We start from the raw sequence: 24971 nt of genomic DNA, 5'->3' as shown, positions 1-24971 counted from the left end.
ATTGGAAATAATATGAGCATTCTTCCCCAGCCTCCCCGTTCCCGCAAATTGGGCGGGACCGACATCGAAATTTCCTCTCTCGCATGGGGAATGTGGCGCTTTACCGATGTGACCGATGGTCATGCGGATCTTGTGCATGCCGCAATTGATAGCGGTATCACCTTGCTCGATACGGCGGATATTTACGGATATAGCGGCCCTGACGGTTTTGGTGATGCCGAAAGCTTATTGGGGCAGGTTTTTGCCGCCGAACCTGGCTTGCGCGGCAAAATTGTTTTGGCATCCAAGGGCGGAATTACCCCGCCAACCCCGTATGACAGCAGCGCTGCATATCTGACCGGCGCGATTGATGCGTCGCTGCGGCGCTTGAACACGGACCATCTGGACCTGTGGCAAATCCACCGTCCCGATATTTTGACGCATCCGCAGGAAATAGCCGCGACGCTGGAAAAAGCGATTGCCGCAGGTAAGGTGCGTGCGATTGGCGTATCCAATTTCACTCCTGCGCAAATAGACGCATTGCAAAGTTATTTATCCGTGCCGATTGTCAGCACTCAGCCAGAATTTTCGCCGCTATGTATTGATACAATTAACGATGGACAGCTGGACCATGCGATACAGCATCGCCGCACCGTCTTTGCATGGTCGCCGCTGGGCGGAGGGCGCATTGCCAAGCCCGAAAGCGCGCGAGACAAGGCCGTTGCTGCAGCGCTAGACAAAGTGGCGCAGGAACAGGGCGTGGCAAGGGCATCGGCGGCTTATAGCTGGATCATGGCGCATCCGGCGGGCGCAATCCCGATCGTCGGCACGCAAAATCCGGCCCGCATCGCCGAAGCCGCCGAAGTCTATAATATAAAATGGAGCCGTCAGGATTGGTACGCCGTTCTGGTCGCGGCAAGAGGAGAGGATTTACCATGACCGACGCCCCCAACGCCGCTGGAAAACCATGCGAGGTGAGCTGGTTTTCTGCTTTGTGCGATGATGATTACGAATTTTTGGGGCGGCCCGATCCGATGCTGCAATCCAGCTGGGAACATTGCCGCAATATCGTGTTGACTGCGGAAAAAGGTGGATTTGACAATATACTCCTGCCCTCTGGGTATCAGCTGGGATTAGACACCACCGTTTTCGCCGCCGCTATTGCGCCATTTTTGGAACGGATGCGTTTGTTGATGGCTGTGCGGATTGGCGAAGATTGGCCGCCACAGCTTGCCCGGCGCATCGCCACGCTGGACCAGATTTTGGGCGGACGAATGACGGTGAATATCATATCCTCTGATTTGCCTGGGCAGCAAATGGACAGCGAACCGCGCTATGCCCGTACGGTCGAAGTGATGAAGATACTGAAGACCATGCTGAACGGTGATCCGCTGGACCATCAGGGTGAGTTTTATCAATTGCAGCTTGATCCGCCGCGCATGAAAACCGTGTCGGGCAAATGTCCGCCGCTATATTTCGGGGGATTGAGCCCGGCGGCGCGGGATGCGGCAGCGGAAGCCGCTGATGTCTATCTGATGTGGCCCGATACAATGGACAAGGTGCGCGAGGTGGTATCCGATTTGACCGCGCGCGCCGAGGCCAAGGGGCGCAAGTTGAAGTTCGGATATCGCGCCCATGTGATCGTCCGCGAAACCGAGGCAGAGGCCCGCGCCTACGCACAGCGGCTATTGTCGAAATTGGACGAAGGCGCTGGCGAGGCGATCCGCAACAAATCGCTTGATACCAATACAGCCGGTGTGGGCCGACAAAATGAGTTGCGCGCATCGGCGCAGGATGACGGTTTTGTCGAGGATAATCTATGGACGGGCATTGGCCGCGCACGATCCGGATGCGGCGCAGCGATTGTGGGTGATCCCGATCAGGTACTGGCGAAAATCCGCGCCTATCAAGATGCGGGAATGGATGCATTCATCCTATCTGGATATCCGCATGCCGCAGAATGCGACCTGTTTGCACGTCATGTCCTGCCGCATATCAACCATGGGCCATTGCAGCTGTAAAAGTGGCGCTGGGCCCAGACTCAGGACAGAGAGTCAGGACCTAGATGCTCAAAAACAGTCCGGCTAGCGCCGCGCTCATGAGGTTGGAGAGTGACCCGGCGGCCAATGCTTTCAACCCCAATTTGGCAATCATTGGCTTTTGGTTTGGGGCTAGGCTGCCCGTTACCGCTAACTGGATGGCAATCGATGCAAAATTGGCAAAGCCGCATAGTGCGAAGGTGACAATCGCAACGCTCGCTGGCGATAATGTCGTCGATGCGCCCAAGCCGATGAAGGCGACAAATTCGTTGAGTACCACTTTGGTGCCGAACAAACCGCCTGCTTCCAATGCCTGATCCCATGGCACACCGAGCAAGAACATAACTGGCGCAAAAATATAGCCGACAATTTGTTGGAAGCTAAGCTCGGGCACGCCAAGCCAACCGCCAATGCCGCCCAATATGCCATTGGCCATGGCCACCAATGCAACAAAAGCCAGCAGCATCGCCCCGACCATGACCGCGAGCTTCACACCTGTTTGCGCCCCTTGCGCCGCCGCCATAATGACATTGGCTGGCCGTTCGCCATCTTCAAAGGCCAATTCCGGCTCGCCTGCGCCGCTATCAGGATGTGGGTTGGTGAGCGCGGGGTCGCTCTCCCCGGCGGGGGGTGGCGGATCGTCGGGCATGATCAGCTTAGCCATCAATATCCCGCCCGGCGCCGACATGAAAGCAGCAGCAAGCAGATAGTCGATGCGTATACCCATGCTGGCATAAGCCGCCAATATTGTACCCGCGACGCCCGCCATACCAACGCTCATCACACAAAATAGCTGCGAGGGCTTCAATGCCGCCAAATAAGGCCGGATCACCAAAGGCGATTCCGATTGGCCGACAAAAATATTCGCCGCCGCGCATAGGCTTTCCACCTTTGAAATGCCGGTGATTTTCTGCAATCCGCCGCCAACCCAGCGGATCACATATTGCATAATGCCGAGATAATAGAGGATCGAAATAAGCGCTGCGAAGAATATGATGACCGGCAAGGCCGCGATGGCAAAACTGTTACCGCCAACCTCTGGACTGGCCAGCGGGCCAAAGATGAAATCAGTCCCCGCCTTGCTATAGCCCAGCAGGCTAGAGACGCCCTGCGACGCCCCGTTCAATATCGCTTTGCCCCAGGGCACATACAGGACAAGCGCGGCCAAACCGGCTTGTAAGCCAAAAGCGGCCAGCACCACGCGCGGCCGAATGGCGCGGCGGTTCGAAGATAGCGCCAAGGCAATCAGGACGATCAACGCCATGCCCAAAAGGCTCATTAGGATAGACATGGTTTAGATTCCCCTGGGCAATTGCGGCTTTTGCCATTGGTAGCGTCATCGCGGCTCTTGCGCCAATAAAAATAGACGCTAACAGAATGGGCATGACCGATAACAGCCCTGCGTCCCGCATTCCGCGCTCACTATTCGCCTTTTCCGTCTTTTATGGCGGCATGGTATGCCTTGCTGGCATACTCGCCAATAAACAGGTCGCCTTTTTCGGGCTGGAGGTGGAGGCTGGGATTTTTGCCTTCATCCTGCTGGTCATGCTATCAAGCGCGGTGGCCGAATTGCATGGCCGGGCGGTCGCGAACCGGCTCGTGGCTTTTGGTTTTGCGCCGCTGATTTTTTCGATATTTTTGACGTTATTTGTGCTGATCTTACCAGCGCCTGCCAATATGCCCGCAGAACAAGCGGCTCGGTTGGATGCATTTAATATTATGATGTGGGCTACGCCGCGTATCTGGGCCGCGGGCATATTAGCTTACGGCGTGGGTCAGTTTTTGAATGTCTATATCTTTTCAAAACTGACCGCCGCGACCGGCAAATTCGTGGCAGTTCGCGGCGTGATTGCCGGGGTACTCTCGCAAATTGTTGATACGCTCATTTTCATCACCGTGTCTTTTTACGGCGTTTTCCCGATCACTGATCTGCTGTTGGGGCAGATGCTGGCCAAGGTCGTCTTGGCAGTCATTATCGTGCCATTGATGATTGTGATTTTCGTAAAGCTCGGCCGCTGGCTGGATGGAGATACCGCATGACCGGCCATGCCATCGATCCCGCTATGCTCGCCAAAGCCGAAACGCTAACCGAAGCCTTGCCTTATTTGCAGCGTTACGCGGGCAAAACCTTTGTTGTTAAATATGGCGGTCATGCCATGGGGGATGCCGCACTGGCGCGGGATTTTGCCGCTGATATTGTGCTGTTAAAAGCAGTGGGCATCAATCCCGTTGTCGTCCATGGCGGCGGCCCGCAAATTGGCGCGATGTTGAAACGTGTGGGCGTGGAGAGCGATTTTATCGACGGCCTGCGCGTCACCACCAAAGAGACCGCTGAGATAGCCGAAATGGTCCTGTCCGGCGCGATTAACAAGGAACTGGTCGGATGGATCAATGCCGCGGGCGGACGGGCCGTGGGCATTTCGGGTAAGGATGGCGGCTTTGTCAAAGCAGCCAAACTGCGCCGCACAAAGAAAGACCCCGACAGCAATATCGAACGGATCATCGATCTGGGCTTTGTTGGCGAACCCGAAACCGTTGACCGCACCATCATCGACACCATCAGCGCATCGGGAATGATCCCCGTTATCGCACCGATTGGCGTGGGCGAGGATGGCCATACCTATAATATCAACGCCGATACCATGGCAGGCGCGGTTGCGGCGGCGCTTGGCGCGGCGCGGCTGTTGCTGCTCACCGATGTGGCCGGGGTACTCGACAAGTCGGGTCAGCTGCTCACCGATTTGGACCCGGCAAAGATCGCCGCGCTGCAAGATGACGGCACGATCAGCGGCGGGATGATCCCCAAGCTGGAGACCTGTGTTGCGGCAGTCCAGGCGAAGGTCGACGCCGCCGTTATTTTGGACGGGCGCGTGCCGCATGCCATGCTGATCGAAATGTTCACGAATAGCGGCGCGGGCACGCTGATCCACAAATGAGGCGGCATTTACGCAGCAGGTCATTTACTGTTATATTGGGTTGATACAGCTTAGCAGCTAAGCTAATCCAACGGCAACGCTCATTTGGAGAATATAATGCTTTTCGCGCTCATCAATATTATCAGCTATCTTTCAATGATTGTGGTTACGGTAGTGATCGTTCAATTCGTCCTCAGCCTGGCCATTACCTTCAACATTGTAAGCATGACAAACCCCTATGTTGCGGCCATATATCAAAGTCTGAATATGATATTGGACCCGCTGTTGAATCCTATCCGCAAGATATTGCCCGATACCGGTATGATTGACTTTTCGCCGATAGTGCTGATCGTCGCCTTGCGCGTGCTACAGATGCTGCTGAGCGGTTTAGCAATGGATATGGCGCAGGCGGGCATATGACAGCAGCTGCGGTTATTGACGGCAAAGCCTTTGCTGCGGCCTTGCGCGACCGGATCGCGGCGGCGGTCCCCGATTATCAAGCGGCGACCGGACGTGCGCCCGGCCTTGCGGTTGTCCTTGTCGGCGATGATCCGGCGAGCGCCGTCTATGTGGGGTCAAAAGGCAAAGCAACGATTGCGGCGGGTATGGAAAGCTTCGAATATCGCTTGCCCGCTGATGCCGCCCAAGAGGACGTCGAAGCGTTGCTGAAACAATTAAATGCCGATGAAAAGGTTGATGGCATATTGCTGCAATTGCCTTTGCCATCGCATTTGGACGAACAAGCCGCCGTCGGCACCATTGATCCCAATAAGGATGTGGACGGATTGACGCCAGTGAGCACAGGCAGGCTGGCATTGGGCATCGACGGGCTCGTCCCCTGCACCCCGCTCGGCAGCTTGATGTTGCTTCAGGACCAGCTTGGCGATTTGTCGGGCCTGGAGGCCGTGGTGATTGGCCGGTCAATCTTGGTCGGTAAACCGATGGCGCAGCTGCTGCTTGGCGCCAATTGCACGGTGACGTTGGCGCATAGCCGGACCCGCGATTTGCCCGATATTGTGCGCCGCGCCGATATTGTGGTGGCGGCAGTTGGCCGAGCAGAAATGGTGAAGGGTGATTGGTTGAAACCCGGCGCAGTCGTGATTGACGTCGGCATTAACCGGCTGGCTCCTGCAGGGGAAGAAACAAAGGGCCGGTTGGTCGGCGATGTCGATTATGGCAGCGCTGAACCCCATGTCCGTGCAATCACGCCAGTGCCCGGCGGCGTCGGGCCGATGACAATCGCCTGCCTTTTGCGCAACACACTCGTTGCGGCGCACCGCCGTGCGGGCCTGCCCGATCCCAAGGGGGTTTGAATGAAAAAACTGCTCGTAGTAGCACTGCTGTCTTCGATGATGTTATCGGCCTGCGCCGGACCGCAGCAACGCGGACCCAAAAGACCGTTAAAGCTCGATGCCAATCCAAGCGCCTTATTGGCCCTCGAAATTGCCATGGAACAATTGGGCAATGAAAAAGGCCGAAGCGAAGGCCTGCGATATTATGCCGCGCCTGATGCAGTGCTATTTGTGCCCGATTTGGTTGTCGCGCCAGTCTGGTTGAAATCGAACAAAAACCTGCCCCCGATTGACTGGGACGTGCACCGCGTGATTATGTCCTGCGACGGTAAAACCGGCGTTACAACGGGGGCATGGACGGCTTCGGATGACCATTATGGCTATTTCACCACCGTATGGCAAAGATACGAAAAGCGCGATGGCAGCGGCGAATGGCGCTGGGTTCTGACACATGATGACCGGCTGAAAAAACCGCGCAAGGTGCCTGATTTTATCCAGACCGAAACCGCGAGCTGCAAGGGGAAAGCGCCCGCCAATCTGGTCGCTCCGCCCGAAGGCGTGCAGATGAAGCAAGGCCTGTCGCGTGACCAGTCGCTCAGCTGGACCTGGCAATATCGGCCCGATAAATCACGCAGCCTGACTATCGCGACTTGGGACGGGGAGAAAAATAACACCGTTTTGCAGGATGAAGTCGCGGCAAAATGATGGAGCTATTTCTCTCTGCTTTTATCACTTTTTTTGTGGTGATTGACCCGCCTGGCTGCGCCCCGATTTATGCCAGCTTGACCAGCGATGCGGACAAGGCGCAGCGCCGGTCCATGGCATTGCGCGCGGTTTTCGTGGCGACGGTTATCCTGCTGATTTTTGGTTTGTTCGGCGAACAATTGCTGAAAGCGCTGGGGATTAGTTTGGACAGCTTCCGTATCGCTGGCGGGATCATGCTGTTCCTCATCGCGCTGGAAATGGTATTTGAAAAACGCACCGAACGGCGTGAAGCGCGGGCGCAAGAGATTATCGAAACGCCAGAGGTTGAGGATGTATCCGTCTTTCCAATGGCGATGCCGATGATTGCAGGTCCGGGGTCCATCGCCACGCTCATGCTGTTGATGAGCAAAAACGACGGGCTCGACCGGTCGTTGGTCATTTTTGGCGCGTTGGGATTGGTATTGTTATTGACGCTCACCGCGTTGCTGGCTGCAGGACCGCTGATGAAATTGCTGGGCGCAAAAATTGAGGCGGTGATAACCCGGGTATTGGGCGTGCTGCTCGCTGCGCTGGCCGCTCAATTTGTGATCGACGGCTTACGCGCGAGTTTTACGGGCTAGCTTTGCCTGCGCCGGCTGCGCGTCCCGGTGGGCCATGGCTTGCCCGATCAGCAGCAATGCCGGGCCGCTTCCCAAAGCAGTTTTGGCGGTCAACGGCAACAGGTCCAGCCGCGTAAAAAATTGCTGTTCGCTGGGCAAGCTGGCATTTTCCACGAGGCATACCGGCGTGTCAGCGGCCAGCCCAGCGGCGATCAATTTGCGGGCAACCATATCTGCCGAGGATTTACCCATATAGACCGCCAACGTCGCCTCGGGATCGGCCAGCGCCGACCAGTCGATGGACAGAGCCTCATTCGCCTTCGCGTGGGCGGTCACGAGGCTGAGCTTGCGGGCCATGCCGCGTAAGGTCAGCGATTTGCCGATACTGGCCGCCGCCGCCGATGCAGCGGTAATGCCGGGACAGATGTAAACCGGTATACCCTGTTCACGGCAGCTGTCTATTTCCTCTGCCATACGGCCAAAAATAGATGGATCGCCGCCCTTTAACCGCACCACTCGCTCGCCTCCCAGCGCCGCTTCGACCAGCAGATTGTTGATGCTTCCTTGATCCTTGCTATGGCGGCCCGAACGCTTGCCCACGCTAATCCGAGCAATATGCGGCGGGATTAAATCCAGCACGCCTTCGCCTACCAAGGCATCGTAAAAAACCACGCTGGCAGCGCGGATCAGCTTTTCGGCTTTGCGCGTCAATAAATCAGGATCGCCGGGGCCAGCACCTACGAGCCAGACGGTTCCCGGCGCTATCGTCATGTCACTCATTCAGCTGCCTCCTGAATCTCAGCCTCGCATGAGGCAATCAGCTTGGCGATTGCCGGACGGCAGCTGCCGCAATTTGTCCCGGCATTGAGCGCCCGGCCGACGGCCTCGACCGTGCAAGCCTGCTGCTGCGTCACGGCCTGCAAAATCTGTTTCGTGCCGACGTCGAAACATACGCAGACAATCGGGCCTTTGTCCGGCGCGGGGGTTCGCGGACGCGCCGCAAGCAATGAGGGCGCATCGCTGTCATCGCCGCTCACCAATTGCGCTGCGATCCAGTCACGCGGCGGCAGGCTGCCGCTGCGCGTCAAAAATAGCGCTGCGCTCAACCGCCCGTCGGCGTCTTGAACAGCGATCCGGCGCATCCCGCGCTTCATATCGACCGCTTCCATTCGCTCACCTACTGGCAACATCCGGTCCAGATCGATATTGTCTGCGCCCGCCATTTCGGTAAGCCAGCCGCCGGCAACGCGCGATTTGCTCCAATAGAGCAAGGCGGGTAAAATCGGCGCTTCGCGGCTGACGAGGAAAGCGCGCCATTCAGGTGCCACAGGCGCAATGGCCGCAGCATTATTTTTAAAACCAGGTTGGTGCGATACCGGGTCAATGGCGCTGTCCACTATGCGGTTGCAGCGTCCGCCGCCTGCAAATTGGTCGGTCCAATGCATCGGTGCAAATATCTCGCCGCGCCGCTGAGCGTCCGTAATATAGACACGGAAAACCGCTTCTCCTGCCGCCGAATGGACGCGGGCAAGACCGCCATCAGTAACACCGTAAATCGCGGCGTCAGCGGGATGTATCTCGATCAGAGCCTCCCGCCGGTGCTGCGACAAACGCGGGCTTAGGCCGGTGCGCGTCATCGTATGCCATTGGTCGCGGTAACGTCCCGTGTTGAGGGTGAGCGGCTGCGCTGCATTCATTGGCCGCGTCTCTGGCGGGCGCACAGCCACCAATTTGGCCTTGCCGCCGTTATGCGTGAACGTGGCATCTGCAAAAGGGGAGGCACCGCCCCATTGCGCAGGTTGCCACTCGTGATATTCGCCATCGCTGATCTCTGCCCATGCGCCCAGATCCAATTTGCGCCGTCCATCATTGCGAAAGGCGGTTTGCCCGGCATATTCGCGAAAGACCGCTGCGGGACCATCAAAGTCAAAGGCGGCGCGATAGCCCATACGCTTCCCAACTTCAGCCAGCGCCCACCAATCGGGCTTTGCTTCACCCGGCGCGTCAAACAGGCTGCGCTGGCGGCTCATCAAGCGTTCGCTGTTGGTGACCATCCCGGCTTTTTCGCCCCAGGCCAGAGCAGGGAGTTTGACATCGGCATAAGCTGCGGTATCACCTTCGGCCATCACTTCGCTCACCACCAGAAATTCGCATTTATCCAGCGCCTCACGTACAAAGCCTGCATCGGGCATTGATACTGCGGGGTTGGTGCCCATCACCCATAGCGCCTTGATCCGGCCATCATGCACCGCGCGGAACATATCGACCGCTTTCAAACCCGGCGCGCGCGCGATCGTGGGGCTTTGCCAATAATGCTGCGCAGCGGCGCATTCTTCATCGCTGAAGCCCATATGGACCGCGAGCATGGAGGCAAGCCCGCCCACTTCGCGCCCACCCATCGCATTGGGCTGCCCCGTCATGCTGAAAGGACCAGCACCCACCTTGCCAATGCGTCCGGTGGCGAGATGCAGGTTAATGATGGCGTTTGCTTTGTCTGTGCCAGACGTTGATTGGTTCACACCCATAGAGAATAGCGTGACCATTTTAGGATGGGCGGCGACTAAGTCTGTAAGGGCGGCGAAGTCAGCTTCTGAAATCCCGGCAGCCGCTGCGCTTCCGCTCAAACTATTCCAAAATCCCTCTGGGACGTCGACATGCTGCGCCAGATAATTGGCATCCACTAAACCCCGTGTCTGCATATCCATCAGCAACGCGTTGAACAAAGCCACATCGCCGTCCGCTGCCACCGGCACATGCAGGTCCGCGCACTCCGCCGTTTCCGTGCGGCGCGGATCGATAACGACCAGCTTCGCGCCTGTTTTCGTACGCGCTGCCTCAATCCGCTGCCAAATCACCGGATGGCACCATGCGGTGTTGGAGCCGACCAGAAGGATGAGCTCTGCCTGTTCCAAGTCGCCGTAACTTACCGGCACAACATCTTCGCCAAAGGCTCTGTTATGGGCGGCCACGGCGCTCGCCATACACAGGCGGCTATTGGTGTCGATATTGGCGCTGCCGATGAAACCTTTCATCAGCTTGTTGGCGACATAATAATCTTCAGTCAGGATCTGCCCCGACACATAGAAAGCGACGCTATCCGGTCCGTGGTCCCGCACCGCATCTGAAAAACGAGAAGCGATAAGCGTTAGCGCTTCATCCCATTCTGCCTGTTCATTCCCAATTTGGGGATAGAGCAAGCGGCCCTCCAGCCCGACCGTTTCGCCCAAATGTGTGCCTTTGGAACACAGACGCCCGGCATTAGCCGGATGCGCATCGTCGCCTTTTATGGTGACATCGCGCGGGCCGGTGACCTGCGCCTTAATACCACAGCCGACCCCGCAATAGGGGCAGGTTGTGCGTACAACTGTCATGCGGCGGCTTTCGCCCCGGCGGCATCCGCTTTGGGCAGGTTGATGTGGATGATGTCGCCGACGATTTTAACAGGAATGACAGGCGTGCAGCCCTTATCTTCGCCCAGCGCCTGTCCGGTTTCCAGACTGATCCGCCAATTATGCAGCGGACAGGCCACAGCATTGCCGTGGACGATACCCTGGCTCAGCGGGCCATGTTTATGTGGGCAGCGGTTTTCCAGCGCAAATATCCGGTCATCCAAGGTGCGGAACACGCCGATATCAGGTCCATTTTTGCGGCCCACCGTACGCGCACCTTGGCGAGGGATATCGGTGATCCGGCCGATTTCGATCCAATTATCTTCCATAATACTCAATCCACTTCGGCCAATAAGGGGGCATGGAGATGCGCGTCTTCGCCTTTCGCCCGTTTTTCCCAAGGATCATGCTGGCTATAATTTTGGCTGAAATAGAAACGCTGCGCCAAATCAGCGCGGTTATCCGCATCCTCAACAATTTTCTGTTTGATCAGGTCGAGCCCGACCCGTTCGACCCAGGGCGCGGTGCGTTCCAGATACCATGCGTCTTCGCGGTAATATTGGACAAAGGCCGCCGCATATTCCAGCGCCTCGCGCTCGGTCTCCACCTTGCACAGCAAATCTGTGCCGCGCAAATGGATGCCGCCATTGCCGCCAATATGCAGTTCATAGCCGCTATCGACGCAGATCACTCCGAAATCCTTGATCGTGGCCTCTGCACAATTGCGCGGGCATCCCGATACCGCCATCTTAAATTTATGCGGCATCCAGCTCCCCCAACTCATCCGTTCGAGCTTGATCCCGAGCCCTGTTGAATCTTGCGTGCCAAAGCGGCACCATTCACTACCAACACAGGTTTTGACGGTGCGCAAAGACTTGCCATAGGCATGACCCGATACCATGCCAGCCGCATTCAAATCCGCCCAGATGGAGGGCAAATCCTCTTTCTTGATACCGAATATATCAAGCCGCTGTCCGCCGGTTACTTTCACCATGCCAGCATTATATTTTTCGGCTGCATCGGCAATGGCGCGCAACTCGCGCGGATTTGTGACGCCGCCCCACATACGCGGCACTACCGAATAGGTGCCGTCCTTTTGGATATTGGCGTGGAGCCGTTCATTCACGAACCGGCTTTGCTGATCGTCGACATATTTGCCGGGCAGCGCGCAGAGCAAATAATAATTGAGCGCCGGACGGCAGGAGGAACAGCCATCGGGCGTCGTCCAATGCAGCTCCTGCATCACATGGGGAATGCTGGTCAGCTGCTTTTCAAGGATCAAGCGGCGCACATCACTATGGCCAAAGCTGGTGCATTTACACATGGTTTTTACCTTGCGCTCACGGGCGAATTCATCGCCCAGCGTGATCGCCAGCAGGCTTTCGACCAAATTGGTGCATTGGCCGCAGCTGGCCGATGCCTTGCATCCCGCGCGCACGGCGTCCAAGTCTCCTGCGCCGCTATTGATGCACGCTACAACCTGTCCTTTGGATACGCCGTTGCAGCCGCAAATTTCCGCATCATCGGAAAGCGCCGCAACGGCCATATTAGGGTCCGCAAGCGCACCCCCAGACGCGAAGGCTTGCCCGAATATCAGCGCCTCCCTTATGTCGGAAACATCCTCTTCTTTTTTGAGCAAATCAAAATACCAACCACCATCGGCGACATCGCCATATAGCACCGCGCCGATAAGCTTATTATCCTTCACCACCACCCGTTTATAGACGCCGCGCGACGCATCGCGCATGACGATATCCTCGCATTCGTCGCCGCCCGAAAAATCCCCGGCGCTAAACAGGTTTATGCCCGATACTTTCAACTTGGTGGAGGTTACCGATCCCTGATAACCCGCCGTTTCGGTTCCGGTCGCCGCATCGGCCAGCGCCCGGCACATATCCCACAGCGGCGCGACCAGTCCATAGCAAGCCCCGCGATGCTGTACGCATTCGCCAACCGCCAAAATCGACGGGTCGCTGGTGACCATGTAATCATCAACCAAAATACCGCGTTCGACATCCAGCCCTGCCTCTTGCGCCAACCGCACATTGGGCCGGATACCAACCGCCATAACGACAATATCGGCGGCAATGACGCGGCCATCGGACAATTGCACCGATTCCACCCTGCCGTCGCCTGCATCAATGATCGCAGCGGTATTGGCCTCGGTCAGGATCGTCTGCCCGCGCCTTTCCAATTCGCTTTTCAAAAGGAACCCAGCCGCTTCGTCCAGCTGCCGCTCCATCAATGTCGGCATCAAATGGATGACGGTGACGTCCATACCGCGCAGGTTCAATCCATGCGCCGCCTCCAGCCCCAAGAGACCGCCACCAATCACCACCGCGCGTCCGCCGCCCCGTGCCTGTCCTGCATCGGCCGCAGCGAGCATTTTATCCACGTCGTCCAGGTCACGGAAGGTTACCACGCCATCCAAATCCTTGCCGGGCACCGGAATGATGAACGGATCAGATCCAGTCGCAATTAACAATTTATCGTAAGGCGTGACGCGCCCCGATGCGCTAACCACCTCTTTGGCACCGCGCTTAATCGCGATTATGGCATCGCCGCTGACCAGTTCGATTTGATTATCATCATACCAGGCCTGATCATTGATAATGATGTCTTCAAATTTCTTTTCCCCGGCAAGGACGGGGGACAGCATGATACGGTCATAATTGACCCGGGGTTCGGCCCCGAAAATGGTGATCCGATAACGATCCGGGTTCCGCGCAAGGATTTCCTCCACGGCGCGGCATCCGGCCATACCATTGCCGATCACCACCAGATGTTCGGTCTTGCTGTCACCGGCTTTCGGATCAATGTTTACGATCGCATTCATGCTGTCAGTCCACTTTCTTTTAGAAACTATAGCCCAATTGCAGCCACAGCTTCTTGGTATCCACGCCGAACAGGTCGGCATTGTAATCGGCATATTTGACGAGGGCGTTTAGCGGCCCCAATTTGAACGCGGCGCTGGCATTCCATTCGTCGCCATAGGAAATGCCGCCTTTGTCGCTGTCAAAATTATGGTAGGTCACTGCCGTGGTTATGCCGCCCAGCAGCGGGATTTTATACCCGATGGTTGCATATTTATCCTCCAGCCCCTGCGGCGGGGTGGACAGGAACAAATCGGCAAAGCCATTGAATTTATGCAGCGTTGCCAGCGGCGTTTGGAACCGCGCACCTGCGCCATTCGATCCCAGATTTTCATAATTCACGCTCAGGCTGAATCCAGCGATGCTGGTGCCGATGCTGCCGTCAACATAGTCTACCGAATAGTTGCCGGGGTTGCCGCCATAATCTTTTTGGATCGCATAACGTGCACGCAGGTCGAGTGAAGCTTTGCCGCCCAGTTTAATCTTACCTGATGCCATCGCGCCATAGGTTTGCGTCGATGAAGTTGCCACCGGTTCGCTCAAATCATAATCGATCAGATAGGAAAAGCCCTTGAGCTTAATCGGGCCGACATCCGCTGATGCGCCCAAAAAGACAAAGTCGCCGTCAAACGCGGCGCGCGGTCCGGCTTCGCTGCCAAAAATAGTGCGCTGCGAAATCGCATAGGTGCCTTCCAATGTGACCGGCTTGAGCGCCGTTATTTGCGCGGTTACCGCATCGAATGTCTGTTCATTCTGACGCCAACTGACCGAGCCAACAAAGCGTTGATCGTCCAAGTTTAACTTTTGACGCCCAACCGTTATGCGGCCGAAATTCTTATTCGCATATTGCACCTGTATCCGGTTGAGTTCGATTGATTCCGGATCAGCCACCACCGCGAAAGGTTCCGTGCCATTGCCGGGGATGGTGTCATTATAGTCATCCACCAAAGCCAGCGTGCCTTCAGCTTCCGCTAGGAAAGAAAAGCCGCTTGCTGCTATCTCTAATCCCGACCGCAAGCGGATCGTCAACGCATCGGCATCAACGGTGGGTTGGTCCACCGCTTCATAACGCAAGGTTGCGTCAAAAATCGGGTCCAGCGTCACGCCCTTACCGATTGTGACCGGGTCGCCTGTTTTTGCATGAGCCAATTGCGGCACTAGCAGAACAACGCCCGACAGCAGCATGACGCGAATTTTTCCCTGAAACCCTTTTTTCATATGCTTATTCCTCATTTTGGCAGTGGTTCCCCTCCCTCATGCCATTATCATCAGGCCGCCTCGGTCTCCTTTTGAGAGCTTTTGCCAGCATGGCCATGTTCATATTCCTCAAGGAAATTGAGCACTTCCTGCCGATATGCATAAAATTTCGGATGTTCGAGCAACGCCTTGCGGTCGCGCGGACGCGGTAGATCGACCTCCAGCACTTTACCAATCGTGGCGTGCGGGCCGTTGGTCATCATCACCACTTTATCGGCCAGCAAAATCGCCTCATCGACGTCATGCGTGACCATAACCGCCGTCACCTTCGTTCGGTTCCAAACCTCGATCAATACATCCTGCAAATCCCAACGGGTCAGGCTGTCGAGCATGCCAAAAGGTTCATCAAGCAGCAGCAGCTTTGGCGATAGGGCAAAGGCGCGGGCGATGCCGACACGCTGCCGCATACCATTCGACATATCCGCCGCACGCTTGTCCATCGCATCGCCAAGGCCAACGCGGTCGAGATAATATTCGACAATATCGCGCCGCTCGGCCCGGCTGGCATGCGGATAAACCCGCTCCACACCCAAGCTTACATTTTCCCGTGCGGTGAGCCAAGGCATCAGCGAGGGAGCCTGAAATACAACGGCTTTGTCCGGACCAGCGACATCAATTTCACGGCCATCCAATACGATGCCGCCGCCGGAAATTTCGTTCAAACCCGCCGCCATCGTCAGCACCGTGGATTTGCCGCAACCCGAATGGCCGATCAGCGATATAAACTCGCCCCGGTCCATCAATATATTCACGTCTTCCACCACGGTCAGCGGACCTTTGGGGGTGGGATATATTTTCTTCAGGTTGAAAAATTCGAGATAGCGGCGCTCAATCGGGCTATGCGCTGCATCCAGATAGGCCTGCGGCAATTGCTTCTCGCTCGGCTTCGACTTACGCGCAGCGGACAGGTCCAGCGGGGTAACATTGGGCAAATCGCCAAAGTCGCTCGCCTCGGCCTTTTGGCCCTGATTCAGCGCATCAAGATAACCGACAATCTTATTGCGCAGCGCTTTATAGTCTTCGCTTTCGTTGAACATCGCACGGCTGCGCGGCCGGGCCAGATTAACATCAAAAATCTGTCCTATTGTGGCCGCCGGAGCTGGTGTCATCACCGCCACTCGGTCCGCCAGCAAAAGCGCCTCATCGACGTCGTTGGTCACCAGAACGATTGTGCGTTTTTCCTCTTCCCGGATGCGATCAATCTCATCCTGCAATTTGGCGCGGGTCAATGCATCCAATGCCGACAAAGGCTCATCCATCAACAGGATTTCGGGTTCCATCGCAAGCGCCCGTGCCACAGACACACGTTGCCGCATTCCGCCCGACAGCTGTGCCGGTTTGCGGTCCATGGCATGGCTTAATCCTACCAGTTCAATCTTCTGCTTAATCAGCGCGGCCTGTTCGTCCTTGCTCTTATCCTTATGGACAGATTCCACCGCCATGGCGACATTTGCCTCAACCGATAGCCATGGGAATAACGAATAGCTTTGGAACACTAGGCCCCGGTCTTTGCCCGGCCCGGTGCAGACCTCACCCTTCACCCGCACCTCTCCGCTGTCCGCTTCTTCCAATCCGGCGATGCAATTGATCAAGGTGGTTTTGCCTGCGCCCGAAAAGCCGAGTATCGCAATGAATTCGCCTTCTTCGACATCAAGGCTCACCCGGTCAAGCACATGGCTGACCGACTTGCCGTCGTTAAAGCTTTTCGACACATTGGAAAGGGAGAGGATGTTATTCGTACCCATTGCCGCCTCCATCAAATCGTGCGGTTCTTGGCGACCAGCGTTTGCAGATACATCATGATCCGGTCGAGCATGAAGCCGATCAGGCCGATCACGATCACCGCAAACATGATCCGGGCAAGCGACTGTGAAGATCCATTTTGAAATTCATCCCAGACAAATTTGCCAAGGCCGGGATTTTGCGCCAACATTTCTGCCGCGATCAACACCATCCAGCCCACACCCAGCGACAGGCGCATGCCGGTGAAAATATAGGGTAGCGCCGATGGCAGGATCAAACGGGTCAACTTCGCAAACCAGCCAAGGCGAAGAACGCGGCCGACATTGAGCAAATCACGGTCGATGGAGGCCGCACCCACCGTGGTATTGATGAGCGTTGGCCATAGTGAGCAGAGCATCACCACGATGGCAGAGATCACAAAAGCCTTGGGCAAGGTGGGATCGGGACTGGTAATCGTGGCGGAAATAACCATCGTCACAATCGGCAGCCAAGCGAGCGGGCTCACCGGCTTCATAATCTGAACCAGCGGATTAATCGCTGCGTTGACAGTTTTCGACAGGCCGCAAATGAGGCCGATGGGCACCGCGAATAATGTCGCGAGGAAAAAGCCCAAAGCAACGGTTTTAAGCGATGTCCAAATCTGATCCAGAAAAGTCGGCGCGCCGGCATATTCAAATTCCTGAACGGGCGTTCCTGCGGCAATTGCGGCGGCATTGCGCGCTTCCTGCGCCTCGTAGAAAGCCGCTTTATCGGCCTGTGTCGCGGACCATTCCTGATACAACGCCACGCCTTGCTCACCCACTTGCACCGGTCCCGGCAAATTGCCGAGCGAGGTATCGACAGTAGGGGCAAGCGCTGCCCATAGCGCGAGGAAGGCGAGTATCCCGAACACGGGCACTAAAAATGCCTTCATGCGGGGGCCCAATTCTTCGACAAATTTTGATTGAAGGAACGATGGTTTGCTAGGCTCGGCAGCATCGCTGCTGCTTGCTTCTGCTTCAGCAGCGATGCTTTTGGCCGAATTGGGTTCGGACGTCGCCGCTGTGCTGTCTTCGATATTTTTCAAAATGGCCGTTGCCATGCCATCGCTCCTTTTCAATCTTTATGCTTACTTGACGCCAGCGGCGCTGACGGTTTGGCCTTTTTTCAGGCCGATGGTGAATTTGGCGAGATAGGCGTTGGGGGCTTTGCCGTTATAGGTCACGCCGTCGATAAAGCCGGACTGTTCGCCCTTATATCCATCGGTGTCAGGGATTGATTCCTTGGGAATAACGCCATCTGCCGCCAGCTTATTTGCAGCCGCGAGATACAGGTCCGGACGATATACTGACTTTGCAGTATCGAAATACCACTGATCGTCCTTATCCTCGGCGATTTGGCCCCAGCGGCGCATTTGCGTCAGATACCAAACAGCATCCGAATAGTAAGGATAGCCCGCAAAATCGCGGAAGAAGATGTTGAAATCCGGTGCATCGCGGGTATCGCCGGGGGCAAAGGTGAACTTGCCGGTCATTGATGCGCCAATTACTGCAGGATCAGCGCCAACATAGTTTGGCTGCGCCAATATCTTCACCGCTTCGGCCCGGTTTTTGCCGTTATCCGCATCAAGCCATTGCTGTGCCTTGATAATAGCGCGCAGCAAGGCAGCCGTGGTCGCCGGATATTTGTCGGCAAATTCTTTTTTCAGGCCCAATACTTTTTCCGGATTCTTCTTCCAGATTTGATCGTCGGTGATGACTGGCACACCGATTTTCTTTTGCACTGCGGCCTGATTCCATGGTTCGCCCACGCAGTAGCCGTCAATCGTCCCCGCCTCCATCGTGGCGGGCATTTGCGGCGGCGGCGTTACCGACAACTGCGCCTCTGCCCCCACTGTGCCGCCGACATCGCCGGGGGTATAATAGCCAGGGTTAACGCCGCCAGCCGCCAGCCAGTAGCGCAGTTCGTAATTGTGCGTGGAAACGGGAAATACCATGCCCATTTTAAATGTCTTGCCCGACGCTTTATACTCGGCGATGACTGGTTTCAGCGCGGCAGCGCTGATCGGATGTTCGACTTTCCCATCGGCACCTTTTTTCAAAGTCGGCTCAATTTTCGAATAAACCGCGTTAGACAGCGTGATCGCATTGCCGTTCAGGTCGAGCGACAAAGGTGCAATCAAATCCGCTTTTGTGCCATAACCAATGGTCGCCGCCAGCGGCTGTCCTGCAAGCATATGCGCGCCATCAAGCTGTCCGCCGATCACGCCGTCGAGCAATACTTTCCAGTTGGCTTGCGGCTCCAGCGTAACATTCAAGCCTTCTTCGGCAAAAAATCCTTTTTCTTTGGCAATGGCAAGCGGTGCCATATCGGTCAGTTTGATAAAACCAAGCTTCAAAGCTGGTTTTTCAATGGCACCATCCACTTTCGCCGCGGTTACTTTTTCACCGGCGGGCTTGTCACTGCCGCTGCCGCAAGCTGCAATAGCCAAGCTGCAGGCTGCCAAAAGTAGAAAATTACGCCGGTTGCTTTTCATGACTCAAATTCCTTTTTTGCCGTGACAAAAGCGGGGAAGAACAAGGCAAGTGAAAACGCAAAAAACCGCCTCGACAATCAGTCTTATCGACCTGTCGGGCGGCGCCATTGCCTATTCATGCTATTGCTTTCCACCGCCTCTGCCCCCCATTGGACAGTTCAGTGATATATTTGAGGAGCTATTGCCCCTGCCGAATCAGATATAGCTTTGCTTAAAAATAAGGCAAGAGATTTTTTGCATCGCACAATGCCTATTTTTTAGGCAATTTAACCGGGCAGCGATACCAGATATTGCTCCATCTGGTCAGGATCAAAAGCCCGGCCGTCGAAAAATGGATCGGAGCTTAGCGTTAAAGTCCCTTGCGATGCGCCAACCGCCAACGGGCCATCAACACCGCCCTCAACCTTTGAATTGGCCGATGGCATGGGCGCATCGAGCCCGGCAAGTGCCATGCGGTATATATCGGGCCGGAACACCGCCTCCGCCTGTTTTTGCTGCTGCGCATCATAGGGCAAATCATCCCAGCGCAGCATTTGCGAATAAAGCCATGCTGCTTGGCTCACCCAGGGAAAATTCGCAGCCTCGCGATATTGGAACATGAAATCGGGAATATGCAATGGCTCTGTGGCGCTGCGCAGCATGATATGGTCGGAAATGGCCCTGCGGATTAGCGCGCCGGACCCGTCCAAATATTCGCTGCGGGCCAGAATGGCGGCATTGCGGTCGAAATGATCGGGATTGATAAAATCGCGCCCGGCATAATGCAACGCACGGATAAGCCGTTCAACCTGATCCTGCTTTTCCGTTAGTTTCTCCGCAGGGGTCGCCAGCACTTTTTCAACGCCGCGCCGCCATATCTGCGCCGTAACCAGCACAATTCGTCCCGCACCGCGTTCAACCGCCACGCTGTTCCACGGTTCGCCCACGCAAATTGCATCCACCTCTCCCCCGCCCAGCGCATCGGCGGCAAAGGGCGGCGCTATGGTAACTATTTCAACGTCCGCGTCCGGGTGAATACCGCATTCGGCAAGCCAATAGCGCAGCTTGTAATTATGACTGGAATAGCGGTGAACCACGCCAAAGCGCAGCTTGCGTCCCGCAGCCTTACGGGCGAGCGCTTCGTCTTTCAGCTTCGCCCCGACCGGATAGGGTTGCCCCAGCCCATCCCCCGTTACCACCTTATCGGCCAGCGACAGTGACATCGTAACCGCATTGCCATTCAGCCCGAGCACAAAGGGCACAGCGAGCGGCTTTGCCGGACGTCCCCGGCCCAATGTCGTCGCAATAGCGAGCGGCGCCAGCATATGCGCCAAGTCGCTATGCCCATACAGCAACCGGTCCAGTACCGATGCCCAGCTGACATCGCGGATAAATTCGAGAGTCAGCCCTTGCTCTTCTGCAAAGCCCAGCTCCTGCGCCAATATTGGCAGGGCAGCATCAACCAGCGGCAAAAATCCGATCGTCAGCCGGTCATTCATCGTCATTCGCCCCCCAACATGGTTTCCGCCATCACAATAGCATCGGCAACATCGGCCAGCCTTTTGTTACTGTTCATTGCATATTTGCGCAGCATGCTATGGGCATCGGGCTCGCTCATGCCGCGTTTTTCCATCAATATCCGTTTCGCCTTTTCGATAATATCGCGGTCGGCCAGCGCGCTGCGCGCCTGTTGCAGTTCATTTTGCAGTCGCGAAAAAGCCTTAAAACGCCGAACGGCCAGATTGAGTATCGGTTTGATCCGCGCCGAAGTCATGCCATCCACTATATAAGCCGACACGCCTGCTTCGATTGCATTACCGATGGATTCGTCATCCGACTGGTCGACAAACATCGCCACCGGGCGGGCCACGGCGCGGCTGACCGCAAAATATTCTTCCAACATATCGCGCGACGGATTGCCCAGATCGATCAACACCACATCCGGGTCGAGCGCTTCGATTGCGCGGGCAAGACCATGCCGCTCCGAAATCACAAAGACTTCGGTTTCGCCGGCCTCGGCAAGGCCTTGCTCGATGATGGCCGCACGAGCAGCATTTTCGTCGATGACAGCGATACGCAAATGGCGACTCCGAAACGAGAGTATATGCCTGTTCGTCTAAACCGATTTATTTCGCAGGTGCAACATAAACATCTGCTCCGCTTCAGACAGGTCGCCGGGATCGTTGATGTTGAAAAAGGGATTTATCTCGCCAAGTGGCCATGACACGGTAACGAGGCCGATATATTCACCAAAGCCGATGACCGACTTTTTACCGCTCGCCAAATAGCCGGGCAAATGGCGGAGCGCCGATACCGGCCATAGCGAGGCCAAAGGCTGCAGGCGGCCGTCATAATCACCGAAAATAATATTGTCGCCGTTGATATGGTGACGCAATCGGTCCAGCAGATTTGCCGGCAAAAAAGGCGTATCGCTGGCAAGCGCCAATATATGCGTCCTGCCATTGGCCTGCCCCCAATTCAGCGCAGCAGCGATACCGGCCAGCGGTCCTGCAATTGCCGGGTCATCATAAACGCGCTCCAACGGATTTACGGGAATATCCGCCTGTTCATCGCGAACCACCACTATGACAATATCCGTATAGCCCCGCGCCAAATGGACGGCATGGTCAAATAACGTGACATTGCCCAGCTTTGTTGCCAGCTTATTACCGCCCAAGCGGCTGCCGGTTCCGCCGGCGATGATCGCGGTTGCTGGTAAAAAGGTCATGCGCTCACCCTTGCTATATTATTGCAAGGTAACCCGGTTATCGTCACCGTCATGCCGCCCGAAAAATGCCATCATCTGCACGATCAGGTCCGCTCTGTGATCCAGACCTTTTGCTTCTAACAGGGCTTGTTTGGCGGCAAAATCGAATGGTGCGATTTGCGCGATGGCGTTGACCAGCGAATAATCATCCAGCTGGCTGACCGAATTCCAATCAACGGCATAGCCTTGCGCATCGGCGAATTTGCGTGCTTCCATCTCCAATGAGGCGCGCTCTGCAATGGATAAAGCTTCGCCCAGCTCATCTTCTTCCCACAAATTCGCCTCGACTTGCCGAAACTCTGTTGTCACTTCCAGCTCACGGATGATTTCAAACCGCTGCAGACCTTCCAATATCAGGTTATAGCGGCCATCTTCCAATGCTTCGACTTCATCTATCCGGCCCAAACAGCCAATTTTGAAAAGCTCATGGCCGCCCGTTACCGGCTGTATCATCCCGATTTTTCGGTCCCGTGCCATAGCGTCGCTGACCAAAGCGCGGTATCGCGGTTCAAATATATGCAGCGGCAATTGCATGCCGGGAAAAAGGATCGCGCCAGATAGCGGAAAGATCGAGATGCGTTTCGCGCTCATCCGAACAATATGGCCGATAATTTGCGCCGCGTCGCCGACACCCACGGATCGGACAAGCCAATCATTTCGAATATTTCAAGCAATCTCGCCCGCGCCGCGCCGCCATTCCATTCGCGGTCGGACGCAATGATATGCAACAGGCCATCAGCGGCGGCATCTCTGTTACCGGCCGCCATATGCGCATTGGCCAGATCAAACCGCGCTTGATGGTCATCGGGATTGGTATCGACCGCGTGCTGCATCGCCGCAAGCTCGCTTGGGTCAACTGCTTCTGCCGCAATCGTGACCGCCGCGCGCGCACGTTCCAGCGCCGGTTCGCGTTTCACTTCATCGCTCAGGTGATCGTAAATAGCCGCGGCTTCCTCCAACCGGTCCAGCAATACCAAAGCGCGGATCAATCCGGATAGCGCCCCTGGATGTTCGGGAACCACGGCAATCGCATCGGTGAACAACGCATAGGCTTTTTCCGCCCCGCCGTCAGCCGACAGCAATTCCTCACCGGCGGCAATTAACGGTTCCACATCCGCCATCGGGTCCAAAGGCGCCCCTTGGACTGGAAATTGTTCCAGCAGGCGGTCGAGCATTTCGGTGATTTGCGGTTCGGTCCGTGCAGGCGACAAATCGGCAACCGGCTGCCCTTGAAACATGGCATAGACGGTCGGGATCGACCGGATCTGAAATTGAGAGGCGATAAACTTATTCTCATCCACATCGACCTTGGCCAACAATACGCCCTTGTCGGCATAGTCGGCGGCCACTTTTTCCAAGATAGGGGTCAATTCCTTGCACGGACCGCACCAATCGGCCCAGAAATCAACGATAACCAGCTTGTCCATCGACGGTTCGACAATATCCTTGCGAAACGCGTCTACGGCCTTTTGTTCTTCAGTGGTCAGACCCATGGTCGCCAAAATTACTCTCCTGTCAAAATCCGGATAAAAGGAATCAAGGAGCCTTGATAGCGCGATAGGTTCACGAAGTCGCTACCGGATTTACCTGATATTGGGCGATTAGTTTTTCGATCAACTCGGCAATTTGCGATTCTGTGCGCGCGCCGGTCATATCGGCGACAGGCTTTCCTTTATGCACCGCATAAACGGTGGGAATGGATCGCACCTGAAATTGGGACGCGATAAACTCATTTTTGTCGACATCTATTTTGACGAGCTCAACACCCTTTGCCGCATAGGCCCGCGATGTTTTTTCGAGCACAGGCATAAGCTGCTTGCACGGACCGCACCATTCGGCAAAAAAATCGAGTATGACAATTTTGTCCATCGACGGCGCAACCACCTGCTCCCGAAACGTCATCACTTCGTGTTTTTGCTGATCATTCAATGCGGGGCTCGCCATATCGTGCCTCTTTCCCATCGGTCTGTTATCATATTCGTTATCATAAAAGTGCGGTTCGGCCTCGATAACGCGCTGGTTACAATTTGTCATGCCCGTGCTTGTGCCAATGAAGCGATAAACAAGGGAAATGCACGATTATCGTCACAATATCACAGTTCGCGGTAATTTGCGCTTGCAGCCCCCAAAAACCCATGCTAACCGCGCGCCTCACCTGTCGGGAATCAAGCATCTCCCGACCGCCAGAGCGGGCGTAGCTCAGGGGTAGAGCACAACCTTGCCAAGGTTGGGGTCGAGGGTTCGAATCCCTTCGCCCGCTCCAGTTTTTCAAGCACTTACAGGTCGATTGCAAGAGGGGTGCTAATTTGCACCCGACTGAATGCTTGACTAAATACCTTATATTTTCCAGCCTAAGCGCTTACCGCACAAACCTCCCAGCGGGTTGAGGCGACGGTGATTTTTGCAAAATTCAGGCGGCCACCCCCTAGGGGGAAGGGGGGGGTAAAATCGCTATGTCACTCACCGTTATTAAAACCAGCCTCATACGCGATGTAAAAATTTTGGAAAAATATCATTTTTTCAGAGGTCTGGGACATCGGTAGATCATAAGACTGTCATAACTCAAGTCGGAAATTTTCTTTAAGAAGAATGCTGCACAAGCCCATTCGACTCTGCTATAGATTGAAAAATTTCAAAACAAAAGATGGGTTTGATTTGTCTAAAGCAAGAATGAAAAGTGTTATGCAATTGACGACAATGCTAACGAGATGGGTAGCAAAGTATACAATCGCCAAAGTTTTATGCCAAGCATAACATCATTCTGGCAGTTGGCATCCGTTGAAAACCTGTTCTCGTCGATCCTATTTAGTATTGTGTTGTCTAATTGATATTCGCATTGTTCTGCTTTCGTGACGTTTTTTTGCCCGATTACCGATGGTTGTCTTCGAGGTCTGCGAACGGCATTGGAGCCTTTGGTGT

Annotated in this window: 23 protein-coding genes and 1 tRNA gene; 9 read left to right on the top strand and 15 right to left on the bottom strand. The window is 55.6% G+C overall.

The window, feature by feature from the left end; translation table 11 throughout:
- Positions 1 to 12: 12 nt before the first annotated feature.
- Both ACFOWX_RS01615 and ACFOWX_RS01610 read left to right on the top strand, forming a co-directional pair.
- Positions 13 to 918, top strand: a complete 906-nt coding sequence (locus tag ACFOWX_RS01615; protein WP_381420702.1) for an aldo/keto reductase — start codon at positions 13 to 15, stop codon at positions 916 to 918.
- Positions 915 to 2000, top strand: a complete 1086-nt coding sequence (locus ACFOWX_RS01610) for an LLM class flavin-dependent oxidoreductase (protein ID WP_381420701.1) — start codon at positions 915 to 917, stop codon at positions 1998 to 2000. The genes ACFOWX_RS01615 and ACFOWX_RS01610 overlap by 4 nt, the downstream gene beginning before the upstream one ends.
- 40 nt (positions 2001 to 2040) lie before the next feature.
- On the opposite strand, the gene ACFOWX_RS01605 is transcribed toward ACFOWX_RS01610, so the two are convergent.
- Positions 2041 to 3309: a NupC/NupG family nucleoside CNT transporter gene (locus ACFOWX_RS01605; protein WP_381420700.1), complete on the bottom strand. Its 1269-nt coding sequence runs from the start codon at positions 3307 to 3309 to the stop codon at positions 2041 to 2043.
- 92 nt (positions 3310 to 3401) lie between these two features.
- Here ACFOWX_RS01605 and ACFOWX_RS01600 point away from each other — a divergent pair, with 92 nt between their 5' ends.
- From ACFOWX_RS01600 to ACFOWX_RS01575, 6 genes are all read left to right on the top strand, one after another.
- A complete protein-coding gene (locus tag ACFOWX_RS01600; RefSeq protein WP_381420699.1) occupies positions 3402 to 4058 on the top strand; it encodes a queuosine precursor transporter in 657 nt (218 codons plus the stop codon).
- Complete coding sequence (gene argB, locus ACFOWX_RS01595) at positions 4055 to 4954, top strand: acetylglutamate kinase (RefSeq protein ID WP_381420698.1); 900 nt, start codon at positions 4055 to 4057, stop codon at positions 4952 to 4954. The genes ACFOWX_RS01600 and argB overlap by 4 nt, the downstream gene beginning before the upstream one ends.
- Positions 4955 to 5050: 96 nt before the next feature.
- Entirely contained in the window at positions 5051 to 5353 is a 303-nt protein-coding gene (locus tag ACFOWX_RS01590; RefSeq protein ID WP_381420697.1) for a YggT family protein, read from the top strand.
- Complete coding sequence (folD, locus tag ACFOWX_RS01585) at positions 5350 to 6246, top strand: bifunctional methylenetetrahydrofolate dehydrogenase/methenyltetrahydrofolate cyclohydrolase FolD (protein WP_381420696.1); 897 nt, start codon at positions 5350 to 5352, stop codon at positions 6244 to 6246. The genes ACFOWX_RS01590 and folD overlap by 4 nt, the downstream gene beginning before the upstream one ends.
- Positions 6247 to 6930, top strand: a complete 684-nt coding sequence (locus ACFOWX_RS01580) for a hypothetical protein (protein WP_381420695.1) — start codon at positions 6247 to 6249, stop codon at positions 6928 to 6930.
- Positions 6927 to 7550 carry a MarC family protein gene (locus tag ACFOWX_RS01575; protein ID WP_381420694.1) on the top strand — a complete coding sequence of 208 codons (624 nt, stop codon included), beginning with the start codon at positions 6927 to 6929 and terminating at the stop codon, positions 7548 to 7550. Before ACFOWX_RS01580 ends, ACFOWX_RS01575 begins: the two co-directional genes overlap by 4 nt.
- Here the strand turns inward: ACFOWX_RS01575 and cobA are convergent.
- The 14 genes from cobA to trxA form a co-directional block, all read right to left on the bottom strand.
- Positions 7527 to 8300 (bottom strand): uroporphyrinogen-III C-methyltransferase, encoded by a 774-nt coding sequence (cobA, locus tag ACFOWX_RS01570; RefSeq protein ID WP_381421057.1) that lies wholly within the window; start codon positions 8298 to 8300, stop codon positions 7527 to 7529. The two genes, ACFOWX_RS01575 and cobA, sit on opposite strands and share 24 nt — an antisense overlap.
- A gap of 5 nt (positions 8301 to 8305) precedes the next feature.
- On the bottom strand, positions 8306 to 10900 hold the full coding sequence (locus ACFOWX_RS01565) for a molybdopterin-dependent oxidoreductase (RefSeq protein ID WP_381420693.1): 2595 nt from the start codon (positions 10898 to 10900) through the stop codon (positions 8306 to 8308).
- The gene (gene nirD, locus ACFOWX_RS01560; protein ID WP_381420692.1) at positions 10897 to 11247 is read right to left on the bottom strand and encodes a nitrite reductase small subunit NirD; all 351 of its coding nucleotides are present in this window, start codon (positions 11245 to 11247) and stop codon (positions 10897 to 10899) included. The genes ACFOWX_RS01565 and nirD overlap by 4 nt, the downstream gene beginning before the upstream one ends.
- A gap of 5 nt (positions 11248 to 11252) precedes the next feature.
- On the bottom strand, positions 11253 to 13754 hold the full coding sequence (gene nirB, locus ACFOWX_RS01555) for a nitrite reductase large subunit NirB (protein ID WP_381420691.1): 2502 nt from the start codon (positions 13752 to 13754) through the stop codon (positions 11253 to 11255).
- 19 nt (positions 13755 to 13773) lie between these two features.
- Positions 13774 to 15009 carry a porin gene (locus ACFOWX_RS01550; protein WP_381420690.1) on the bottom strand — a complete coding sequence of 412 codons (1236 nt, stop codon included), beginning with the start codon at positions 15007 to 15009 and terminating at the stop codon, positions 13774 to 13776.
- A gap of 50 nt (positions 15010 to 15059) precedes the next feature.
- Entirely contained in the window at positions 15060 to 16793 is a 1734-nt protein-coding gene (locus tag ACFOWX_RS01545) for an ABC transporter ATP-binding protein (RefSeq protein ID WP_381420689.1), read from the bottom strand.
- 11 nt (positions 16794 to 16804) lie between these two features.
- Complete coding sequence (locus tag ACFOWX_RS01540; protein ID WP_381420688.1) at positions 16805 to 17872, bottom strand: ABC transporter permease; 1068 nt, start codon at positions 17870 to 17872, stop codon at positions 16805 to 16807.
- A gap of 27 nt (positions 17873 to 17899) precedes the next feature.
- Positions 17900 to 19306 (bottom strand): CmpA/NrtA family ABC transporter substrate-binding protein, encoded by a 1407-nt coding sequence (locus tag ACFOWX_RS01535; protein ID WP_381420687.1) that lies wholly within the window; start codon positions 19304 to 19306, stop codon positions 17900 to 17902.
- Between the two features lie 266 nt (positions 19307 to 19572).
- Positions 19573 to 20784, bottom strand: a complete 1212-nt coding sequence (locus ACFOWX_RS01530; protein WP_381421055.1) for an ABC transporter substrate-binding protein — start codon at positions 20782 to 20784, stop codon at positions 19573 to 19575.
- Positions 20785 to 20786: 2 nt separating this feature from the next.
- Complete coding sequence (locus ACFOWX_RS01525) at positions 20787 to 21365, bottom strand: ANTAR domain-containing response regulator (protein WP_381420686.1); 579 nt, start codon at positions 21363 to 21365, stop codon at positions 20787 to 20789.
- Between the two features lie 36 nt (positions 21366 to 21401).
- Positions 21402 to 22013, bottom strand: a complete 612-nt coding sequence (mobA, locus tag ACFOWX_RS01520; RefSeq protein ID WP_381420685.1) for a molybdenum cofactor guanylyltransferase — start codon at positions 22011 to 22013, stop codon at positions 21402 to 21404.
- Positions 22014 to 22031: 18 nt separating this feature from the next.
- A complete protein-coding gene (locus tag ACFOWX_RS01515) occupies positions 22032 to 22643 on the bottom strand; it encodes an LON peptidase substrate-binding domain-containing protein (protein WP_381421053.1) in 612 nt (203 codons plus the stop codon).
- Positions 22640 to 23545 carry a tetratricopeptide repeat protein gene (locus ACFOWX_RS01510; RefSeq protein WP_381421051.1) on the bottom strand — a complete coding sequence of 302 codons (906 nt, stop codon included), beginning with the start codon at positions 23543 to 23545 and terminating at the stop codon, positions 22640 to 22642. The genes ACFOWX_RS01515 and ACFOWX_RS01510 overlap by 4 nt, the downstream gene beginning before the upstream one ends.
- A 70-nt stretch (positions 23546 to 23615) precedes the next feature.
- Complete coding sequence (trxA, locus tag ACFOWX_RS01505) at positions 23616 to 23996, bottom strand: thioredoxin (protein ID WP_381420684.1); 381 nt, start codon at positions 23994 to 23996, stop codon at positions 23616 to 23618.
- A 244-nt stretch (positions 23997 to 24240) separates the two neighbouring features.
- Between trxA and ACFOWX_RS01500 the strand changes: the two genes are divergently transcribed.
- Positions 24241 to 24315: transfer RNA gene (locus ACFOWX_RS01500), tRNA-Gly, on the top strand.
- Positions 24316 to 24971: the final 656 nt, after the last annotated feature.

Origin of the sequence: Sphingorhabdus arenilitoris, from assembly GCF_042651485.1 — a bacterium.
GTDB classification, from domain to species: domain Bacteria; phylum Pseudomonadota; class Alphaproteobacteria; order Sphingomonadales; family Sphingomonadaceae; genus Sphingorhabdus_B; species Sphingorhabdus_B arenilitoris.
Note: the sequence above shows the minus strand (reverse complement) of the source record. Positions and strands in the feature narration are given on the sequence as shown.

Excerpts from the sequence above, each read along its gene's own strand:
- mobA (WP_381420685.1), bottom strand. The coding sequence starts at position 22,013 with ATGACCTTTTTACCAGCAACCGCGATCATCGCCGGCGGAACCGGCAGC.
- ACFOWX_RS01610 (WP_381420701.1), top strand. The coding sequence starts at position 915 with ATGACCGACGCCCCCAACGCCGCTGGAAAACCATGCGAGGTGAGCTGG.
- ACFOWX_RS01550 (WP_381420690.1), bottom strand. The coding sequence starts at position 15,009 with ATGAAAAAAGGGTTTCAGGGAAAAATTCGCGTCATGCTGCTGTCGGGC.
- nirD (WP_381420692.1), bottom strand. The coding sequence starts at position 11,247 with ATGGAAGATAATTGGATCGAAATCGGCCGGATCACCGATATCCCTCGC.
- argB (WP_381420698.1), top strand. The coding sequence starts at position 4,055 with ATGACCGGCCATGCCATCGATCCCGCTATGCTCGCCAAAGCCGAAACG.
- ACFOWX_RS01580 (WP_381420695.1), top strand. The coding sequence starts at position 6,247 with ATGAAAAAACTGCTCGTAGTAGCACTGCTGTCTTCGATGATGTTATCG.
- ACFOWX_RS01540 (WP_381420688.1), bottom strand. The coding sequence starts at position 17,872 with ATGGCAACGGCCATTTTGAAAAATATCGAAGACAGCACAGCGGCGACG.
- ACFOWX_RS01615 (WP_381420702.1), top strand. The coding sequence starts at position 13 with ATGAGCATTCTTCCCCAGCCTCCCCGTTCCCGCAAATTGGGCGGGACC.
- ACFOWX_RS01535 (WP_381420687.1), bottom strand. The coding sequence starts at position 19,306 with ATGAAAAGCAACCGGCGTAATTTTCTACTTTTGGCAGCCTGCAGCTTG.
- ACFOWX_RS01515 (WP_381421053.1), bottom strand. The coding sequence starts at position 22,643 with ATGAGCGCGAAACGCATCTCGATCTTTCCGCTATCTGGCGCGATCCTT.
- ACFOWX_RS01530 (WP_381421055.1), bottom strand. The coding sequence starts at position 20,784 with ATGAATGACCGGCTGACGATCGGATTTTTGCCGCTGGTTGATGCTGCC.
- ACFOWX_RS01600 (WP_381420699.1), top strand. The coding sequence starts at position 3,402 with ATGACCGATAACAGCCCTGCGTCCCGCATTCCGCGCTCACTATTCGCC.
- ACFOWX_RS01605 (WP_381420700.1), bottom strand. The coding sequence starts at position 3,309 with ATGTCTATCCTAATGAGCCTTTTGGGCATGGCGTTGATCGTCCTGATT.
- nirB (WP_381420691.1), bottom strand. The coding sequence starts at position 13,754 with ATGAATGCGATCGTAAACATTGATCCGAAAGCCGGTGACAGCAAGACC.
- cobA (WP_381421057.1), bottom strand. The coding sequence starts at position 8,300 with ATGACGATAGCGCCGGGAACCGTCTGGCTCGTAGGTGCTGGCCCCGGC.
- trxA (WP_381420684.1), bottom strand. The coding sequence starts at position 23,996 with ATGGCGAGCCCCGCATTGAATGATCAGCAAAAACACGAAGTGATGACG.
- ACFOWX_RS01545 (WP_381420689.1), bottom strand. The coding sequence starts at position 16,793 with ATGGGTACGAATAACATCCTCTCCCTTTCCAATGTGTCGAAAAGCTTT.
- folD (WP_381420696.1), top strand. The coding sequence starts at position 5,350 with ATGACAGCAGCTGCGGTTATTGACGGCAAAGCCTTTGCTGCGGCCTTG.
- ACFOWX_RS01565 (WP_381420693.1), bottom strand. The coding sequence starts at position 10,900 with ATGACAGTTGTACGCACAACCTGCCCCTATTGCGGGGTCGGCTGTGGT.
- ACFOWX_RS01590 (WP_381420697.1), top strand. The coding sequence starts at position 5,051 with ATGCTTTTCGCGCTCATCAATATTATCAGCTATCTTTCAATGATTGTG.
- ACFOWX_RS01510 (WP_381421051.1), bottom strand. The coding sequence starts at position 23,545 with ATGGGTCTGACCACTGAAGAACAAAAGGCCGTAGACGCGTTTCGCAAG.
- ACFOWX_RS01575 (WP_381420694.1), top strand. The coding sequence starts at position 6,927 with ATGATGGAGCTATTTCTCTCTGCTTTTATCACTTTTTTTGTGGTGATT.